Below are 20052 nucleotides of genomic sequence, written 5' to 3'. Positions count from 1 at the left end.
AGCGGCGATTGATCCAGTAGCAACTATGAACGTCTGATCGGCTGCCTATTGAATAATCATACGCTATAAAAATTCGAAAATAATAGGGTCGCAGCATTGAAAAATATGCTGAGCATCCTCAAATCGAGCAGCCAAAGCCGAATGTTGCAGGGCAGTTATGGTGCTGCTCTCTGAGATCGGCTTTTCCCTATTTATTGGCGCTAACTGTTTTCATGTAAACCCTTTTATCTCATTCATCTACTTTTATAAGGACGTCTTATGAAACGTCGTACTCTTTTAGCCCTTGCTGCTAGTACTGTGTTACTTGCCGCTTGTGGTCAGTCTAATACTAATGAAGCTGATACTACTGCCACTGACACTGCGTCAACAGGCGGTTCTGATTTGCTGCAACGTATCAATAACGGCGGCACCATTAACGTCGGTACAGAGGGTACGTACCCTCCATTTACCTATCATGATGAGAGTGGCAAGCTGACAGGCTATGACGTCGAAGTGACGCGTGCGGTCGCGGACAAACTGGGCGTTGATGTTGAGTTTAAAGAGACTCAGTGGGATGCGATGCTAGCAGGTTTGGACTCAAAACGCTTCGATATGGTGGCGAACCAAGTCAGCTTAACGACGCCTGAGCGTCAGGCCAAATATGATAAATCCATGGCTTATAGCTGGTCAGGCGCGGTTGCATTGGCACCGACTGATGACAACCGTTATAGCTCTTGGGATAACCTAAAGGGTTTACGTACGGCTCAATCACTCAGCAGTAACTACGGCGAGCTGGCAGAAAAATACGGCGCAGAGATTGTCCCTGTTGATGGTATGGCGCAAGCGATTCAATTGGTCAAGCAAGACCGCGCTGACTTTACAATGAATGACAATCTAGCCGTACTCGATTATCTCAAAAAATTCCCAGATTCTGATCTTGAGATCAAACTGACAGCCCCACCAAGTGAACAAACAGGCTCAGGTCTCGTGCTTATCAAAGGCAACGATGAAGTGGTGGCAAAACTGGATGAAGCAATGGCCGCACTCGCTGCTGATGGTACACTCACCAAACTTAGTGAAGAGTTCTTTGGTGCTGATGTAAGTCAGCAAAAGTAATGTTAGCGTCCATCACCTCTGTGCTCGCTGAACTATTGGCATTACTGCCATTTATGAGTCCTGATCGAGCACAGATTGTCATCTCGTCGTTTTGGCCAATGCTCAAAGGCGGTATCTATTATTCGATACCGCTGGCATTGATCTCATTTGCTATTGGTATGGCGATTGCTCTAACCGTCGCATTGATTCGGATTGTACCGCGTGCTGGTTGGTTCCATGAGATCATTTATCGCTTGGCTCGTATCTATGTATCCGCGATTCGTGGTACACCGATGCTGGTTCAACTGTTTATTATTTTCTACGGTTTACCAAGTGTGGGCGTCAAGCTCGATCCGTTTCCTTCAGCGATCATTGCATTCTCGCTCAATATCGGTGCGTATGCATCTGAGACCGTGCGTGCCTCGATTTTGTCGATTCCGAAAGGGCAGTGGGAAGCGGGTTCAACGGTTGGCTTGACGTATTTGCAGACTTTCCGTCATGTGATTTTACCGCAAGCGCTGCGCGTGTCAGTGCCGCCATTATCTAATACCTTCATCAGTCTAGTAAAAGACACTTCACTTGCATCATTGGTATTGGTCACTGAGCTGTTTAAACAAGCGCAGATCATAACAGCTCGTAACTATGAATTTATGCTGGTGTATACCGAAGCGGCGATTATTTATTGGGGTATCTGTCTGTTCTTGACCTTTATCCAAGGCAAGCTTGAAACGCGCCTTGATCGTTATGTGGCAAAATAAGCTACGTAGTAAAATAAGTTATGGCTCAATAGACACGCCCTAGCACAACAGGAATTTTTATGATCAAAGTCACTAATATTCATAAAGCCTTTGGTGGCAATCAGGTGCTAAAAGGCATCGACTTGACCATCAATAAAGGTAAGGTGGTCGTCATATTAGGACCTTCAGGATCGGGTAAAACCACGTTTTTGCGCTGTCTCAATGCGCTGGAGATTCCTGATAAAGGGGTCATTGCATTCGATGATGATAGCCTAAAAGTTGATTTTGCAACTAAGCCAAGCAAAAAAACGCTGCTCGCTTTGCAGCGTAAATCTGGCATGGTGTTTCAGTCTTATAATTTGTTTCCGCACAAAACTGCGATCGAAAATCTCATGCTCGGCCCGACAGTGGTACAAGGTAAAAACAAGGCTGAGATGCGTAAAGACGCGCTGGTATTGCTTGAAAAAGTCGGACTGGCGGACAAAGCTGATCTCTATCCATTCCAGCTATCTGGTGGTCAGCAGCAGCGTATTGGCATCGCCCGTGCGCTCGCGATTGAGCCGTCATTACTACTGTTTGATGAGCCAACGTCGGCACTAGATCCTGAGCTGGTACAGGATGTCCTTGAGACCATGAAGCAGCTAGCGTCTGAGGGTTGGACGATGGTCGTGGTCACTCACGAAATCAACTTTGCCCGTGACGTTGCCGATCATGTGGTCTTGATCGAAGACGGCGTTGTCGTCGAAGAGGGCAGCGCTAAGCAGTTGTTTGAAGACTCAACGCATCCGCGTACGCAAGCGTTTTTGCAGCGTATTGAACAGTAAGCGATTTATATCGTTGCAATATGTTTAGTTAGAAAGAAGCCCATTGAGGGCTTTTTTTGTGTTTATAATTTTAGTTTGACGGTTTTGGATAAATTTTATATAGCCTCTGTTAGCGTAGATACAGCAAGCGAGAAAAATACCTTTTAATCAAGCCTATCTATTGCGTCGTTTTTTAATCCAAATTTGGCTATCGCACCGTGCCAGACAACCAAATAACAGGGCTAGACCGTTTGCCGTCTTTTAAGCCAGCGAGGAACGCGCGTGGTTGTGCCATTGACCACTGCATTTAACAACGCCGCCAGCAAAATCAGTGTCACGCCCAGATATTGAATCCAAGACAGAGCTTGATGTAGCAGTATCATTGCCAGTGCAATCGCCGTCAACGGCTCAAAAATCGTAAACACAGATGCACGAGAGGCAGGCAATTTCTCCAGCGCTTTCATATAAAGGCCAAAGGGCACGACAGTACCCAAGAGTGATAGTCCTAACACATAACCCCAAGTCGATAATGGCAGGGTAAGTAGCTGCGTGTACGTCTGATACGTCTCAGGCAGTAATAGAAGTCCGCCCGCGCTGATTACTACGGAAGTGAAAAATACCAAAGGGGCAGGGTGCGCATCATGCATCGCAAGCTTACCGAGTACGCCGTATAGTGAGTAGCACATCCCTGCTGCCAATCCGAGCAAAACACCCCAATTGACCTCTGCTTGCTCACCCAGCATCGTCAACCCAACCCCAAAAACCGCCATGAATGCCAGCGCGATAGATTTTCGCGTAATGGACTCATTGAGCAAAAACTTTGAGAATAACAAGCTAAACACAGGTGCGGTATAAAGCAAAGCCACCGCAGGGCCCGCGCCAACATAACTGACAGCAAAAAAATAGCAGACGGACATCCCCAGCACACCAATCAAGGACTGAAGTGCCAACCCAAACCACTGTCTGGCGCGCAGCTTCATCAGCTGTGGCCATAGGGTCGGTAACATGGCTAGCACAATCACTGCCGCTGTCACAATGCGTAATATCGTCACTTGCCAACCACTAAAGCCCATTTGGTTGAGGTAGGTTGAGAATATCCCAAGCGTCCCCCAGCAGGTTGCCGCGGTGATGATTTGGACAATGCCTATCCATGACTGATGCGAGTGTATCGCCGCTGTACTGTCGATATTTGCCATAATGGTTTCTTCTTACGATCTAAATGACATTGGGCTATAGTCAATCAATATTAAAAGTGGTACAAGGCGGACGAGTGCAAGTGCTACAGTAGTAGGCTAAACGAGTCTAACGCTGTAACATTTTAATAGTGGTTCGACTATATTGCCAAAGCGCCTGTGATGTAAAGGCACCAAGCCATATTGCAATAAGAAAAGACAACCGGTTCAAGGGCTGTCTTTTGTTTGTTCTTTTAGTCTATCATTAAAAGATTATAAACTGCTACTAGGGCGTGGTCTAAATTCAATCGACTATTATTTAAAATGGAAGACGTGGCTGGATAGTAGCATTTACACCTGCAGTAAAAAGTTACTCAGCAAACGCTTAGCGCCTTCAGTAGCAAAGGATTCAGGGTGAAATTGTACGCCTTGGATTGGGTGCTCTTTGTGCTTTAGTCCCATAATCTCATCCCCTGTCAGTGCAGATTCATCAAAGCTTAAATCAGCACGGTTCTCATTGGCGACGACTGAGGTAATCGTTAGGCAGTTTGGGATCGTATCGGCTTTTACCACCAGTGAGTGATAGCGCATGATTTCAAGCGCTTGCGGCAAGCCCTGATAGATACCCTTACCATCATGGCGAATCGATGAGACCTTGCCATGCATCGGCACACTGGCACGTATTACATCGCCGCCGAACACATGCGCGATACCTTGCATACCGAGGCACACGCCCAGTAGCGGCACAGTTTTGCCCAGTTTCTCGATGACCTCGCTACATATACCAAAGTAAGCGGGATCATCAGGGGAACCAGGGCCAGGTGAAATGATGATTCTATCCAGATTCATTGCTTCTACCTCTGCGAGGGTAATCTCATTATTGCGCTTCACGGTGACGCTGGTTTCTTTATCATCGCTCAAGGTTTGCAGAATCTCGCCCACATATTGGTACAGATTGAAGGTAAACGAGTCGTAGTTATCGATAATTAAAACATTCATGGGTCATAAACTCTTTGATAAAAATAGGGGTAATTATGGTTGCATAAAGCTGTCTAATACGACTTTCATCGCCGACAGCTTACGCTGAATCTCTAGATACTCATCGGCTGGGTTTGAGTCATAGACATTGCCGCCGCACGTTTGCGCGTAGGCTGACTCGCCGCTGATAAACAGGCTACGAATTGGAATGGCAAAAATACAATCACCATTGAAGTTAAATGAACCCAGCGCGCCACCATAAGCACCGCGCCCATCTGGCTCGAGCTCATTGATCACTTTGATGGCTTCCACTTTAGGTGCGCCTGATAACGTACCAGCGGGGAAGTTGCTGGCAAGGGCGCTGAACATATCTTCGTCAGGGTGCAGGATGCCGACGATCTCAGAGGAGATATGCTGTACGTGCGAGAAGCGCTTGATGTCCATCAAACTACGCACTTTTACCGTGCCAAATCGCGCCACGCGGCCAATATCATTACGATGCAAGTCGACTAACATATTGTGCTCGGCAATTTCTTTGTCATCGTTGAGTAGGGCGCGAGCAAGTTTGCGATCTTCTGCCACATCGACGCCGCGCTTGGCAGTACCTGCGAGTGGGTAAGTTTCCATCTCGCCTTGACGCAAGCGAAACAGTAGCTCAGGGGAAGCACCAATGATGCACTGCTGAGCAAATTTCATAAAATACATGTGCGGCGAGGGGTTCACGGTACGCAACTTTTCGTAGATGGGCATTTTGTCGCCAGCAATACGATATTTGGACTTAAACCCAACCTCACACTGAAAGATACGACCAGAGATGATGTCTTCTTTGACTTGCATCACTACCTTGGCATGCTCATCTTGACTCATACCATCGCCCAAAAATTCAACGGTGGGCGCTTCGTAGCTGGGAACTGGCTCATCAAGTAGGGCTTTGATTTGTTCGATACGATTATTCTGCTGAGCGGTTGGATAATAAAAGTAGAAAATCTCACCCGTCATTTTATCGAGCGTCAATCCATCTAAATAGACACCGAATTTGAACGGCTCAAAGTCTTCACTGGCTTTGGCTGTCAGGCTTGGCTCAAAAAAATTCACACAGTCATAGCCCAAATAACCGACGAGACCACCACTTTGATCGCGCGCGATGACGTGCTGCGGCGTTATCTCGCGTAATAGCTGATACGGATTGTCAGTTTGATAACGAGTCGTTTCAGCGGTTTTATTATCCGTGATAGCGAGCGTATGACGGTCAATAGCAGCGATGGTGGTCACAGGATCAAAGCCGATGGCATGGTGGCGTGAGATATGACTGTCTTCGCCCAATGACTCGAGCAAATAACAGGTGTCAAAAGCGCTCTCGATACGTTTGAATAATGCAAAAAAATCGATATCTTGCGTGAGCTTGATACGTTGTGGTTTGCTCGGGATATCGATAGGTGCAGGTTGGGTATGTATGGGCGTACTAGCAGTCATAATAAAGTCCAAAATGGTTCAAATATGTGTCAATCAACAATTAATAAAGTAATGAGGAAAAGGGTAAACGGTATTGGGATCGGTGGTTTAAGACCGTTCTCTATGAGTCGCAAGTAATGCACTCACATCATGGCTGTGCATGGCTCTAGCACCGCGAGAGACAGTAGCAATACCAACGCCTAGTTGCTCAGAGATGTCACGCTGCGTGATACCTCGATCAAGCAAGTCAAAGATACGAATGCGGTTAGCAATATCATGCTGCTCTTTATCTGTCAGCAGGGCACTGAGTAGCTTTTCAATCTCTGCGCTATCAGTACAGTTTGCCAGATGACTCAGTAAGCTGTGATAAGGGTCGGTACTCATAAATTATCGTCTTATAATCAGTCGTCTTAATCAAAAATAGCCAGGGTAGCCATGAAGCTCTCGGCTTGTATCAGCATTCTAGTACAGTAGTACAAGAAATACAAGTGATGAGCTAAGTTAATAGCAGGCTGCTATAGACGTGATGATTTTTAAGCTTTGTTTATATAGATTCAACTCGTGGCCAGCATCATATTCGATAGCATATTTATAGTTAGTACCAAGCATTGCTGCGTTGCATTGCTACGTCCACTTGGCGTACTAAGTACTAGAATTGAGAATGTACGATATTAATTATTGCCAAATTGTTAATACTTAGTTATTATGCCTCTCTTTATTTAAACGCTAATCATTATCATTAGCATTAATAGTGTTATTTGCACGATATGAGTGTGTGTTTTTAAGGTAATGAATCTTCTGATAGGCGCTATTTTCAGGACTATTCGATGATAGGTTTTAAAAATAATTCTAATTTTTGACAGTAAATAAAGTGAGTAGATGTTTTATGCGCGAAGTAAAGTTATCTAGCAGATTGACTGTGCTATCTATGGGTGTAGCAGCGGCATTGTGTGCACAAGCTGCCAGTGCTGCAACGGCAGCAGATATGCCAAATACGACGTTGCAAACGATTACCGTGACAGCAAATAGCTCTGTCCGCGATAGTGTACAAGAGGACTCTGTCTATATAGATGACTATACGCCAGCAGCTCAAGCAAGCCATCTGAGCGATTTTCTGGACGTCGTACCGGGGGTAAGCGTAGGCGGTACCTCATCGGTCAACCAACGTATTCGTGTACGTGGTCTTGATGATACTAACCTAAAAGTAACGATTGATGGCGCACGTCAAGAAGGCGCGTTGTTCTACCACATGGGTGATGTCACTATTGATCCAGATCTGCTAAAACAAGCAGAGGTGTCAGTGGGCAATAACTCAGTGACGCTCGGTAATGATGCTATCGGCGGTGCGGTTGCTTTTGAGACAGTCGACGCGGCAGATTTACTTAAGCCTGGTCAAAAAGTAGGTGCTAAGCTGCATGCAGGCTACGGCAGCAACAATGATGAACTGCTAACCTCAGCTACTGTGTATGGTACGCCAACAGAAAATATTGATTTACTGGCTTATTATGGCAAACGTGACGCGGACGCTGGTGAAGATGGTAAAGGCCGTAAAATCCAAACGGAAGATAGCGAAGGCGAAAACATCTTATTAAAAGCGGGTGCGTATGTCGGTAGTGATCATCATGTAGGCGCTAGTTTTAGCCGTACCGAAAACAAAGGCAAATTCCCATTACGTCCAGATTTTCCTGCTGGCGGCTGGAACCCAATCATCCCGCAGGAAGTCAAACGTGATACCTATGCGCTTGACTACGCTTACAACCCTGCCAATCAGTTGGTCAATGTAGACGCCAATGTATATCAAACCAGCACGCAGATTTTGCGTAACTCTGATGGCATACCCGGGTTTGAGTTCGATGCAGAAGTCAAAACCACAGGCGGCAAAGTACAGAACACCAGTATCGTTGATAGCAGTATTATCAACGGTGTACCAGGAGTTCATAAGTTAATCGCTGGGGTTGAGCATTACAAAAAAGAATCTGACTATAGCAGTGTCCAACGAGGTACAACTATACCAGTTGCCGGTACAGATGAAGCAACCAATACCTCAGTCTATCTAGAAGACCAATGGCAAATGGGTAAACTTAGTTTAACGCCAGGCGTCCGTTATGACCGTTATGAGTCTCCAGAGTATGTATCGGCTGGCAAGACTTACGACAATGTCGTTGGGGCATTGGCTGCCAGTTATGAGATTGCACCGCGCACCCAGCTATTTGCGAGCTATACGCAGTTATTTAATGGTCCAGATCTTAGCCAAGCGATCTTTAATTCCGACGGTGTGAATACCTATGTGAACAATGACCTAAAAGCAGAAGAAGGTGATAATGCAGAAGTCGGCATTGCGACAACGCTGCGTGGTTTGACTGTGGCTGATGACTCTTTAAAGCTGAGCGCTAAGTACTTTGAAACCAATATCGAAAACTATATTGAGTTCGTACGTGCAGGTGGCAGTAGAACTGGTATGAATTGTACCACTGGGCAACTAGGTACAAGTGCTGCCCCTGAAGCCTGCCAAGGTGTCATTAATAATGACGAAGATTTTAAGATCAAAGGCGTAGAGTTATCAGCTGATTATCGCGCAGATAATTTCAACATGGGTCTAAGCTATGCTCGTGCACGTAGCAAAGGCGAAGATACGGGTTACAATATCTCTTCTGTCAGCGGCAGTGGCTCAGAGTCTGGTGACAAGTACATGGTCAATCTTGGTTACGCTCCAACCAGCACCACCGAGCTTGGCTGGCGCAGTACTTATGTCGCCGATGTGACACCAAATACCGCTGGTGATGACAACGAAAAACCAGGCTATGACGTGCATGATATCTTTATGACTTATGCACCAACTCAAATCGAAGGTCTAAAGGCCACGCTAGGTGTTTACAATATCTTTGATGAGACTTATGCAAGTCATGCATCGCGCAACTCTATCGATGATGCCTATACTGATTTTGAGATGGGACGTAATATCAAAACGTCTTTAACATATCAGTTCTAATATAGCTTATCTGGTTTGAGTCTAATCGTACTTATAGAGTCAGCTGTCTGTACATGGGAGCTGGCTTTTTATTGCCTACTGGCTTTTGGATTGGCTATAGCAGCAATGACGCTAACGGATAAATACCTACCCAAACAACATATAATAAAGAACCAAGACCAATGATTACATTCAATCCTCGTCAAGCCTGCTTGTGGATTCACCGTTATACTGGGCTTGCTATGGCAGCCTTTTTAATCATTGCCAGTCTCACGGGTGCGCTGCTCGCTTTTCATCATGAGTTAGATGACTTGTTTAACCATAAACTGGCGCGTGTCGAGGCACAAAACACGCCGATACAGTCTGTCGCTGCGCTGCATGATAGTGTGATCCGTACCTATCCGCAGTATGGTTTTTCAAGTTTGCCGACGACCATTGAGGCGGGCAAGTCAGCGGTGTTTTCGGTAGATAGATGGCGCAGCGGCAAGCCTACCACGCCTGAGCCTGCTTTTAATGAGGTTTATGTCAACCCTTATACTGGCGCAGTCATTGGAACACGGAATAAAGATACTTGGGCATGGCATAATACCATGTGGAAGGTATTTTGGCTGCACCGTGACTTATTGCTTGGTGATATTGGTAAATGGGTCTTGGGCATTGTCTCGCTAGTTTGGACGATTAATTGTTTTATTGGCTTTTATTTGACCTTTCCTCGAGCAGTCAAATCGAGTCAGTCAAAACAAGTCTCTATCAAAAAACGCGCCTCGCTGTTTAAGCGCTGGCTACCTGCATGGAAAATTCGCCGCAAAACCAATACCTTTAAGCTTAACTATGATTTGCATCATGCTTTTGGTCTGTGGCTATGGGTTATGCTATTTGTCATCGCTTGGTCGAGCGTTGGGTTTAATCTAAAACCCGTTTATCAGCCTGTGATGCAGGCAGTGGTCGGACTGACGCCAAGAGAAAGAGGGCGACCGCCAACCAAGCCTGAACCGAATAAAACAGTAGAAAATCAGGGTAGGGCAGATAAGTCTATAAACTCAAATACGACTGTTAACGATAGCCGCAATACAGCGGATGCCATTGCTCAAGCAGTCAATAAGAGCAACAGCATTGCCTATCTGAGTGCCCAAGCCGATATTGCGGCGCGGCAGAATGGCACGGCTGTACAGCAGTTATTGGGTATCCGCTGGGTTGCAGAGGACGAGCAATGGCAAATGCGTTTCAAAACAGATAGAGATATTGGTACACACAGCGGTGCGTCATCCATTACGGTTGATGCTGCCACAGGAGAGGTTGCGCGCGTTAGTTTTGGTTATCAAAGCGGTTTTGGTAACAAAGTAGACCAATGGCTGTCAACGCTTCATATGGGACATATCGGTCAAGGTTGGAGCCATCGACTGTATCAAGCATTTTTGGCAATGATTGGACTGGCAGTTGCGGTGCTATCAGGGACAGGTGTGTATCTATGGTGGAAAGGCCGACAGCAGCGTTTAAAGGCATTGCAAAAGGGCCGATGATATATTTATATTCTTAGGGTATGGTTTTCATTTAGATCATTATTTACTAAATGAAAACCATATCCTAGTTATCACTTTAAGAACAAAAATATGTCGTATGCTATGCAAACAGTGAAAATGAAGCACGCAAACTTTTCACCTAGCATGACCCACCTATGCCAACCATTATTTTCGTCATAGTTTTTTGTGTAATTTACTGAAGCAATATCTTGAGTAAAATCCATAGGAATAACCACTAATCTTAGAACATATAAAGTCATTCCTAACCAAAAAAAGGTATCTGACACCTCTTTATTTAAAGCGTAATAAATGAACAGGCAAAAGCTAATCACTAAAATGAATAGAGACAGGTTTTTGTAGTTTATCCATCGATTATTTAATAGCGCTTTATGCATCGATAATTTCTTCTGTGGTTTGCGAAATGCTGTACTTAAACCGTATCCACAATCACAGGACGACCCTGATGATTGAGCACAGTGACGTCGACATTGTATAAATCTTTCATTGTCTCTTGAGTAATAACATCAGCAGGGCGACCAACAGCCATCACTTCTCCTGCTTTCATTGTAACGACCGTATCGGCAAATTGTGCTGCTTGATTGATATCATGTAGGACGATCACCACGGTTTTTTGCTGGCTGTGGCTAAGCGTACGTAGCTCACGCATGAGTCGACCAGCATGATACATATCTAGGTTATTGAGTGGCTCATCAAGCAATAGATAGGGCGTATCTTGGCAGACGATCATTGCAATCAGCACGCGCTGACGCTGTCCACCTGATAACGTTGACAAGAAACGCTCGGCAAGTGGCTCCAGCTCAAAGCGTTCGAGGATTTCCTGTACTTTTTGCTGATCGCCTACGGTTGGTTGTCCTTGATGATAAGGGTAACGACCGAACATCAGCAGCTCATGCACGCGTAGGCGTCCTTGTACATGATTGTCTTGTCCGAGCATAGCGACCGTCTTGGCAAGTGTGCGCGCCTGACAGCTGACAATATCACGTTCCTCATTATCTACAGCAAAGCTCACTTGCCCAGATTGTAACGGCTGCAAGCGAGCCATGACGGAAAACAACGTCGATTTTCCAGCGCCGTTAGGCCCAATCAAAGCAATGACCTGCGCCGTTGGTAGGGACAACGTAATGTCATGCAAGATTTTTTGTTTGCCAATATGGTGAGAGATATTATTCAGTTTAATCATAATCGTCTTATTTAAAAAGTCTTAGGGCTTTCTTTATCAACAGCATCAGCTAAATAAACAATGTCGGCTAAGTCGTTATAACGAACGGCGCTGGGACATAAATATCAATGCCAAGAACACGAGGCCACCTGCTAGCTCTATCACAACGGACAATACGCCTGCCATATCTAGCACTTGCTCAAAGAGTGTCTGACCCAACACCAAGCAAATCATAGCGACCAAACTGACCAATATCAGCCGCTCAGTATGATACATGTGTCGAGCGATACGATTGGTCAATGCACAAACCAATAGACCAAAGAAAGTCACTGGGCCGACCAGTGCAGTGGCTGTGGCGACTAGCACTGCGATAACAGTTAATAGGCCAAATGCCAGACGTTGATAATTGATACCAAGGTTAATGGCTTGGGCTTGTCCGAGCATCAGCACATCACACTGGTAACGCCAGCGCCAGACAAACACCGCAGTGATGACACAGATAAATAGGCTAATGCCTAATAGCTGAGGATTGACCGTATTGAACTGCGCGTAGCTAGCAGATTGTACAACCACAAAATCATCAGGGTTAATCAGCCGTGCAATGAGTGCTGATAAACTGCGGAACAACACACCAAAGATAACGCCCACCAATATCAAGCGTGTCAGATCCTGACTGCTTTTAGAAAATAATAGCTTAAATAATAATAAAGATGCCCCAAACATCAGGACAATCTCTAGCGTGAACTTGGCAATAGGATCGAGACTGGTAAAACTAATCGCCCCTAAAAAGAAAACCAGTAAGCTCTGTAGCAAAACATAGAGCGAATCAAACCCGAGTAGGGAGGGCGTTAGAATTGGATTGTGAGTCAACGTTTGAAACAATAACGTCGACACGCCAATCGCATAGCCAACCACCATCAGTGCCAGCAGTTTTTTGCCGCGTAGCGGTAGCGCAAAGTCCCAATAGCCATTGACATTGAGTGTCATAAACAAGGTCATCGAGATCAGTAGAATAATAGCTGCAATGGACTTTGGATGCGCAGCTATCCATGCCCAAAGCTTTGCCAACTGACCTTGGGCAGCAGCTGAATACTGACCATCTGCTGCAGATGAGTTATCTATCGCTGTGTTGGTTTGGGTAGAACGAGCCTTTGTGGCAGTAAGCTTAGTTGATGAGAACATAAATAAATCCTATGATGCCAAGCTTATCTAAATAAGGCAAAAAATGAACGACGGTAAGTGAGTGGTTAATCGATTAAAGATTGCTGTTTTATTATTCAGCTTTACTGCTTAGTCTTATTGCTCAGCTGGCGCGCGCAATAATAGCCATAAAAACAGCACTGTACCCACCACGCCAAATACGGTGGCAACAGGCACTTCAAATGGATAGCGAATCGAGCGACCGATAATATCGCACAGCAATACTGCCGAAGCACCAAGTAGCGCGACTGCAGGCAAGCTACGACGCAACTTATCTCCCATCAATCGGCTCACAATGTTTGGCACGACGAGGCCAATAAAAGGAATCATACCGACCGTCACGACGACAACGGCACTCATCATGGCTACCATACCCACGCCAATCCACGTGACTTGGCGCTTACTAATACCTAAGTTCAAGGCGATATTGTCACCCAAACCAACGATGGTTAGCTTATCGGCGATGATATAGGCGAGTACACACAGCGCGCCCGTGAGCCACAGCAGCTCATAACGACCTGCCAAGACGCCTGAGAAATCCCCAAACTGCCACACGCTGAGCATCTGTAGCGATTCGGTTTGATAGGCGATAAAGGTAGTGACTGCTTCGATAATGCCGCCGAAGACAATACCAATCAGTGGAACCATCAAAAAATCAGTCGGCGGAATACGGTGAATGAGCAGCATAAAGAGCATCATACCCAGCATGGCTGCAATGGTCGCTACGCTCATCTTCACAATGAGCGCACTGGCAGGAAATAGCAGACTGACCACCAGCAAACCGAGCGCGGCGCTTTGGGTAGCACCGACCATGGACGGCTCGACAAAGCGATTTTTGAGCACCACTTGGATGATCATTCCTGCCACTGCCATCGCAATGCCCGTCAAAATAATCGCAACGGTGCGCGGGATACGGCTGACCAGTAGTAGCGAGCTATCAGAATTTGCACTATGACTAATGATACTTTGTAAGATACCCGACCACGAAAAGTCAGCCACACCAATAGATAAGCTCAATAACACCAAAAGCCCCATGATAATGAGGCTTGCGGTGTTGATTAACCACGGTGGTATGGCAGCACGTCGATATTTCGAGCCTAAAGTATGGCTAGCGCTTCCTTGCCAATTTGATACTGGCAGAGAAGCGTTAGGTTTGAGCCTAGCACGAGCACGGTGTGAAAATAACGACATAATCTTTATTGGCTTAAAAATGAGCAAGGTTAACGGTAATAATTACCTACTTGTGCAATAATCGTTTGTATAGAGAACGACGTTATTTAGCGTTAGCAAAGGCATCTTTAATCGTTGTGAGATCCTGCATCCATTGGTAATAGCCACCAAACGCTAGGTAAGAGTCTGGGCTTAGATAAACCACTTGCTGCTTGCTCCAAGCGTTGGTTTGCGCGACCAGCGGATTGTCCAATACGGCTTTGGCACCGATACCATCTTCACCAATCGCGGCGCTGCGATCGATAACAAACAACCAGTCTGGGTTGGCTTTTTGGATATATTCAAAAGAGACCGGCTGTCCATGAGGGGCATCGGCAATTTGCTTATCTGCCATTGGCACATCTAGCACCGTATGGATAAACCCATAACGAGATTTATCGCCATATGCTGACATTTTATTGCCATTAACCATAACGACCAGACCAGTGCCTTTATCTTTAGTGACACCCTTTGTCTCGTCAATAAGCGTATCTATGTCTTGTTGCAATCTAGCGGCCTGATCGCTTTTGCCAAACAACGCACCCAAATCATGCAAACGCTGCTTACTCGACTCATAAATATTAGCCGTGTCGATAGACATATCCAACGTCGGCGCGATGTTTGACAGCTCATTATACTTTTCTGCCATGCGTGAGCCCACCAAGATTGCTTGTGGTTGCATGGCGTTTAATGCTTCAAGATCTGGCTCAAACACAGTGCCGACCGCTTTTGGTTCAGGCTGGGTTTTTGAGTGTAAATTGTCTAACAGCAAACTGCCTGGCATACCGTCAACAGCCACGTCTAGTGCCGCCAAATCTTGCATCAAGGTCATATCGTAAACGACAAGCGGAGAAGGGTTTATAGGCAGCGCTATATCGCCTTTGACTGTATTTACCGTGATTTTTTCAGCAGAGACGGCATCATGGTTGGCCACGTTTGACGACTCATTGGCCGTTTGATTGGTGGCTGTAGCATCAGCTGATTCAGACTCAGGTGAGCTACAACCTGTCACACTGATAGCAGCGATTAAAGCTGTCATCATAGTAGCCAATAATGGACGTTTAAAAATAGGATTAGTACGACGGTGTGATAATGGGGTAGTAGACATAAGGGACTCGGTATATCAGAATGTTTAAGCAGTCTGTTAATAAGACAACTGCACAGATAGCACAATAAAAATAGAAAATGATGAGAGCAGCTGAGCAGAGTATTGCTCATATCAAAGGCGTGCTGATAGAGCGCCTGTCAGTTTTACTCTCTAGCCTTATTCTTTTGGGTTGAGCGTTTTATGGTTTGGATATTTTTATGCGCATCAGTTTTTGATCATGATACGGAAAAACCAAACAGCCGTTATGATAAAGTAGTTGAGACTCATTATCAATAATAATGATAATGATTTTTATTGGCGATAAGTATTTATCTAAAAGACTTATTAAAAAAGCGAGCTAAATACGGGCGAGATGGCAGTAATGCTCAATAGTTATAGGACATCTGTCAGAGATAAGAGGCAATGAGTTCACAAAGCAAAGAAAATATTATAAATTATTATTGATAATAATTATCGTTTGCATTATTATCAACGCCATTCCACCTCGGATAATAAACATTAGGCTGTTATGAGTTCAACGGATTTAGACACACCACCAACCAGATTGATACTGCTATCTCTTCTCGTAGTAGTAGGGCTGCATGTACTCACCGCAGTCGCCTTGGCGGTGATCGAAACGCCCAAACCACAGCCTGCGCCAAAAGAAGATATCACGCCTGTCGAAATAGAGTTTGTGACGTTACCTGCTAATAATGCAGTAGCGAAAGTAGAAACGAAAGAACCTGTGCAGCAGGTCAAAAAGGTCACCGTCAAAAAAGAAGTGCAACCTAAGCCTGTACAAAAGCCAAAAGCAGAGCCACCGCCTAAGAAGCGTGTTAAGACACCTATAGAACCAGCGAAGCCTGTGGTGAAAAAAGTATCTGAAACACCGCCAATCATCGCAACCGAAAAAACATCTACTGAGAGTAGTCAAAAGCCTGTACCAAAAGAAGCAGCACCCAAAAAGATCAGCCCAGAACCGATAGTTGATACATCGGCTGCTGATGAACAGCGCAAAGAGGCTGCTGCTCGAGCCGAAAAAGCCGCTCAAGAAGCACAAGACAGAGCAGCGCAAGAAGCTAAAAGAGTCGCGGATGCTAAGGCTGCGGCACAAGCAAAAGCTGCTAGAGAAGCCGCCGCCCAAGCACAAGCCGCTAGAGAAGCAGCTGCGGAAGCTGCTGCTCGAGCACAGAGTAATGAGCCTGTGAGCTTTACTGCGAGCGCTGCCAATTGGGCCTCTGCGCCAAACTTTAGCTTTCCTGATCGTGCGGCACGTAGAGCGCGTTCAGGTGATACGCTCAACATGGTATTGGTATTGCGTGTCAATAAACAAGGTGGTATCGATAGCGTGCGAGTGGCGCAGTCTTCAGGCAATACTTTGCTGGATAAAGAAGCCCAGCGTCAAGTACGCTCTGGCAAGTTCAAACCCTTTACCAAGAATGGCGCACCAGTAGTGGGCAATGTGACCTTGCCGATCAGCTATGCGGTTCCTTAAGTATTTATATTTTATAACAACGTATTTATTGATAATCTTTCATAATAAGACAAGGCATGATACTCATTTTAGTAGCATGTGATGGCATAAAACATTAAGGAGTCTGATATGGACTTTATGCAATACTGGCAGATCAGCGACATGGTGACAAAGACGTTATTCTTTTTGTTACTTGCGTTATCTATTCTCTCTTGGGTGACAGGTATCGTCCGCGTATTGCAAAGTCGCAAACTGGCGACCAGTGTGGCAGATGACTTGAGTCAACAACTACAAGCAAAGCAGGCCGATTTGGTCGGCTCCGATGCTGCCGCTCGTCGTTTGGTCACTGAACAGACGTTACTCAAGCACATAGGGCGCTACCGTTTTGCCAGCGAGCGCGGCTTACCTATTCTTGGAACGACGGCAGCGATCGCGCCATTTATCGGCTTATTTGGTACGGTGTGGGGCATTTTCCACGCGCTGCATAATATTGGTATGAGTGGACAGGCAGGATTGGGACAAGTGGCAGGCCCCGTTGGTGAGGCACTAATTATGACAGGTCTTGGTATCGCTGTGGCTATTCCAGCTGTGGTGTTTTACAACCTAGCAGTACGTATCAATCGCCGTGTGATGTATCAAGCCAATGATAGAGCACATGATCTGTTGTCCGAGTCTGCTGAGCCTGTGCCATCGTCTACTAGCCCGAATGCGGGCGCAACACCGGTGCAGGCGGTTAAAGGCAATCGCTCAAATACTACCGATGCAGCAGTAGACACGCAGCAAGCGCGCCACTACAGCAGCTCTGTGGCAGAATAAAAAAGCACCTCTTGGCGGCATGACAATAAACACAAGTATTGAGAATAATTATGGCATTTCAACTGGGTGATGATGACGTTCAAGGTATGAATGAGATGAACCTCATTCCGCTTATCGATATCATGCTGGTATTGATGATTATCTTTTTATTGACAGCGACCGTGCTGAATCCGACGGTTCCTTTAGACTTGCCAAAGACTAATGCTGAGGTCAATCAAACCCCGCCAGAAGCCATTCAAATCAGTATTGATAAAGACGCGGGTATATTTTGGGACAGCGATCCCATCAGCATGGAAGCGCTAGAGGCGCGTCTGCAAGAGCAAGGCGCAACCGGCAAAGATCCTTCAGTGCAACTGCGCGCCGATAAAGAAGGTAAGTATGATACGGTTGCTCAGGTCTTGGCGGCTGCCAGTCAAGCAGGACTCACCAAGATTGCCTTTGTCAATGAATAATAGCGATAAACGGTAGTAAGTATTAAGTAGTAATAAGTAGCGAAATGTAACGTCCGTTACAGCAAAAAATTGGCGATATAAATCAATAAGCCAATGAATAGCACGAGCGTCATAACAATAATAAGAACGATTAAAATAATAAGCTTTTCTCCGACCTCAGTGACGACTTAAACCTCAAATTAAGTCATCACTGAGGTTTTCTTTTTACCAGCCATAGCCAAATGGACGGTAGCCAAAGCCCAGATGTCCGTAACCAAACGGATAAGGCGAGCGCAAGTAATCCAGATCGCGCTGACGGATATAGTAGTAGCGTCCTTGAGAGTAAGCTTCTTCTAATTTCTCAATACCTTCTAATGGACAGACTGGCTGCCAGTCATAGCCTTCGCGACCGAGCTTATAAGCATTCAGCTCGGTACAGTAGTTTTTGAGACCTTGCTGTCGTCCTTGCTCCCACTGTATGCGGTTAGGACTGGCGCCGCCGACACTGGCGCAGCTGTTGGTATAGTGCCCGAAGTAAGCCCCTGAACGACCTTGTAGACCATCGGCATAACCGACTTCTTGCCAGTTACTGCTTTGACATTGCTGCGGGGTCAGGCTTTGGGTAGTGGCACAGCCTGACACTGTTAGCACGATTGCGCCAAGTAATGATAAGCTTATGCCAGTGTTGCTCAGGAGTTTACCTGTCAGCTTGCTAGCGATATAAGCGCTTGATGAGTTTGACTTAATAAGATAATTCATAATAAACCTGCGCGCGTTTAAAATTATGGTTTATCATAGCACTTTTTTACGCCGACCACTTTTTGTATCTGGTTTTTGTATGTGGCTATGCTACTGATGATTAGGCACGCTAAATGTCTGATTTAACAGTATAACTGACAAATAAAGAGTGAGCCATACAGCCAATTTTTGAATAGTAGTTGAGTGGCAGTGCTTGATTTTTGCGGGTTCGAGCTCATTATAAGTCTTGCTATATCGTTATCTGTCATGTGAGTAGCAGCCAGTTCACGTTAACGATTTATAGGATAGTTATTTATAAAGCCGTTATTTTTACTGTTAGCGTAGACAGCGGTTATCAGCCGTGGCAGTTATATTGATATTGTTTAGCATCATTTTTATTTAGTTAAAAGGCCAGAGCATCATGGGAACATTGATTGGCGTTATCATTGTACTATTCGTCTTAGGGAGTATGATGGCGCTCAAACCGAATGGTATCGATCAGCGTTTAGACAAGCTGCGTATGACCGCACGCCGTTTGCAGCTTAATCCAAAGCTCGTTGCTTGCCCTGATTGGATCAAAGGTCGTGATAATGAATATGGCCGCGGTATGCTTGGACAGTATTGTCTGATATTAGAAGAGACCAAACTGCCGCACACACGCTATCAAGTGATCGATGGACAATGGCGACCAGATAGCAGTTTTGTTGATACCAGCGATGATGCAAAAACACTCCATATTCCAAGTGCCATTCGCTCTACGCAAAGCAGCAATAATGTGACGGTGAAAAAAACCGATTTTAGCTTGGACAAAGCGCCATTAGAGCTACCAGTGAGCATTGAGCCGTTTGTTAAAGGGCTGATGACCAAGGCAAATAGCATTATCATCTATTGGGAAGACATTGCTTACGTGCGCCCAAACTCTAATCCCACGTATCATCAGCAACGGATTGAGGCAGATCTGTTAGTGCTCAAAGCAAATCTTGAGAAGTGGGCGATACAAATGCAAAAAGATGTGAAAGGCTAGTAAAGCGCTTTTTTGTCTCCATTAAAGGGCGATATGCAAGTAGTTTTTCATATTCAATTTATTTAAAGTTGACAGTTTAACGCTTAGCAGTGTAACGTCTTTATAACTATATCTTTATTTTATGGTTATAATTTGTTTTATAACCTTTTTTATCAGCAGCCATTATTACTATAAATCACTTTACTGCTG

The 20052-nt window shown here is 45.4% G+C and carries 18 protein-coding genes; 9 read left to right on the top strand and 9 right to left on the bottom strand.

Annotation, left to right across the window (positions count from 1 at the left end; translation table 11 throughout):
* The first annotated feature begins 258 nt into the window (after nt 1–258).
* The 3 genes from BTW00_RS07070 to BTW00_RS07060 are packed head-to-tail and all read left to right on the top strand — an operon-like array spanning nt 259 to nt 2635.
* Complete coding sequence (locus tag BTW00_RS07070; RefSeq protein ID WP_075106829.1) at nt 259–1095, top strand: amino acid ABC transporter substrate-binding protein; 837 nt, start codon at nt 259–261, stop codon at nt 1093–1095.
* A 53-nt stretch (nt 1096–1148) separates the two neighbouring features.
* The gene (locus tag BTW00_RS07065) at nt 1149–1832 is read left to right on the top strand and encodes an amino acid ABC transporter permease (protein WP_178379265.1); all 684 of its coding nucleotides are present in this window, start codon (nt 1149–1151) and stop codon (nt 1830–1832) included.
* A gap of 59 nt (nt 1833–1891) precedes the next feature.
* Nucleotides 1892–2635: an amino acid ABC transporter ATP-binding protein gene (locus tag BTW00_RS07060; protein WP_075106827.1), complete on the top strand. Its 744-nt coding sequence runs from the start codon at nt 1892–1894 to the stop codon at nt 2633–2635.
* A 221-nt stretch (nt 2636–2856) separates the two neighbouring features.
* Here BTW00_RS07060 and BTW00_RS07055 read toward each other — a convergent pair whose 3' ends face one another.
* The 4 genes from BTW00_RS07055 to BTW00_RS07040 all read right to left on the bottom strand — a co-directional run bounded on the left by BTW00_RS07055 (nt 2857) and on the right by BTW00_RS07040 (nt 6600).
* A complete protein-coding gene (locus BTW00_RS07055) occupies nt 2857–3810 on the bottom strand; it encodes a DMT family transporter (protein ID WP_075106826.1) in 954 nt (317 codons plus the stop codon).
* Nucleotides 3811–4137: 327 nt separating this feature from the next.
* Complete coding sequence (locus tag BTW00_RS07050) at nt 4138–4785, bottom strand: aminodeoxychorismate/anthranilate synthase component II (RefSeq protein ID WP_075106825.1); 648 nt, start codon at nt 4783–4785, stop codon at nt 4138–4140.
* 33 nt (nt 4786–4818) lie between these two features.
* Complete coding sequence (locus tag BTW00_RS07045) at nt 4819–6237, bottom strand: anthranilate synthase component I family protein (RefSeq protein WP_075106824.1); 1419 nt, start codon at nt 6235–6237, stop codon at nt 4819–4821.
* Between the two features lie 87 nt (nt 6238–6324).
* Nucleotides 6325–6600 carry a Trp family transcriptional regulator gene (locus BTW00_RS07040; RefSeq protein WP_058024441.1) on the bottom strand — a complete coding sequence of 92 codons (276 nt, stop codon included), beginning with the start codon at nt 6598–6600 and terminating at the stop codon, nt 6325–6327.
* A 502-nt stretch (nt 6601–7102) separates the two neighbouring features.
* On the opposite strand from BTW00_RS07040, the gene BTW00_RS07035 reads away from it, so the two are divergent.
* Both BTW00_RS07035 and BTW00_RS07030 read left to right on the top strand, forming a co-directional pair.
* Nucleotides 7103–9205, top strand: coding sequence for a TonB-dependent receptor domain-containing protein (locus BTW00_RS07035; RefSeq protein ID WP_075106823.1), 2103 nt, complete (start codon nt 7103–7105; stop codon nt 9203–9205).
* A 161-nt stretch (nt 9206–9366) separates the two neighbouring features.
* Nucleotides 9367–10704, top strand: coding sequence for a PepSY domain-containing protein (locus BTW00_RS07030; protein ID WP_075106822.1), 1338 nt, complete (start codon nt 9367–9369; stop codon nt 10702–10704).
* A 430-nt stretch (nt 10705–11134) separates the two neighbouring features.
* Here the strand turns inward: BTW00_RS07030 and BTW00_RS07020 are convergent, their stop codons facing one another.
* The 4 genes from BTW00_RS07020 to BTW00_RS07000 form a co-directional block, all read right to left on the bottom strand.
* The gene (locus tag BTW00_RS07020) at nt 11135–11905 is read right to left on the bottom strand and encodes an ABC transporter ATP-binding protein (protein WP_075106820.1); all 771 of its coding nucleotides are present in this window, start codon (nt 11903–11905) and stop codon (nt 11135–11137) included.
* 75 nt (nt 11906–11980) lie between these two features.
* The gene (locus BTW00_RS07015; RefSeq protein ID WP_083603594.1) at nt 11981–13066 is read right to left on the bottom strand and encodes an iron chelate uptake ABC transporter family permease subunit; all 1086 of its coding nucleotides are present in this window, start codon (nt 13064–13066) and stop codon (nt 11981–11983) included.
* A 114-nt stretch (nt 13067–13180) separates the two neighbouring features.
* Nucleotides 13181–14275, bottom strand: a complete 1095-nt coding sequence (locus BTW00_RS07010; RefSeq protein WP_143506565.1) for an ABC transporter permease — start codon at nt 14273–14275, stop codon at nt 13181–13183.
* An 82-nt stretch (nt 14276–14357) separates the two neighbouring features.
* Nucleotides 14358–15401, bottom strand: a complete 1044-nt coding sequence (locus tag BTW00_RS07000; protein WP_075106817.1) for a siderophore ABC transporter substrate-binding protein — start codon at nt 15399–15401, stop codon at nt 14358–14360.
* 508 nt (nt 15402–15909) lie between these two features.
* On the opposite strand from BTW00_RS07000, the gene BTW00_RS06995 reads away from it, so the two are divergent.
* The 3 genes from BTW00_RS06995 to BTW00_RS06985 all read left to right on the top strand — a co-directional run bounded on the left by BTW00_RS06995 (nt 15910) and on the right by BTW00_RS06985 (nt 18122).
* Nucleotides 15910–16875: an energy transducer TonB gene (locus tag BTW00_RS06995; protein ID WP_075106816.1), complete on the top strand. Its 966-nt coding sequence runs from the start codon at nt 15910–15912 to the stop codon at nt 16873–16875.
* Nucleotides 16876–16983: 108 nt separating this feature from the next.
* On the top strand, nt 16984–17670 hold the full coding sequence (locus BTW00_RS06990; RefSeq protein WP_075106815.1) for a MotA/TolQ/ExbB proton channel family protein: 687 nt from the start codon (nt 16984–16986) through the stop codon (nt 17668–17670).
* Between the two features lie 50 nt (nt 17671–17720).
* Nucleotides 17721–18122: a biopolymer transporter ExbD gene (locus BTW00_RS06985; RefSeq protein ID WP_075106814.1), complete on the top strand. Its 402-nt coding sequence runs from the start codon at nt 17721–17723 to the stop codon at nt 18120–18122.
* A 204-nt stretch (nt 18123–18326) separates the two neighbouring features.
* Here the strand turns inward: BTW00_RS06985 and BTW00_RS06980 are convergent, their stop codons facing one another.
* The gene (locus BTW00_RS06980; protein WP_058024115.1) at nt 18327–18860 is read right to left on the bottom strand and encodes a DUF2799 domain-containing protein; all 534 of its coding nucleotides are present in this window, start codon (nt 18858–18860) and stop codon (nt 18327–18329) included.
* 400 nt (nt 18861–19260) lie between these two features.
* Between BTW00_RS06980 and BTW00_RS06975 the strand changes: the two genes are divergently transcribed.
* Nucleotides 19261–19863 (top strand): hypothetical protein, encoded by a 603-nt coding sequence (locus BTW00_RS06975; RefSeq protein WP_075106813.1) that lies wholly within the window; start codon nt 19261–19263, stop codon nt 19861–19863.
* Nucleotides 19864–20052 lie beyond the last annotated feature (189 nt).

The sequence above is a fragment of the Psychrobacter sp. C 20.9 genome, assembly GCF_001921765.1.
Taxonomy (GTDB): Bacteria; Pseudomonadota; Gammaproteobacteria; order Pseudomonadales; family Moraxellaceae; genus Psychrobacter; species Psychrobacter piscatorii_B.
The sequence above is the reverse complement of the archived record's forward strand: the minus strand, read 5'-3'. Positions and strand labels throughout refer to the sequence as shown.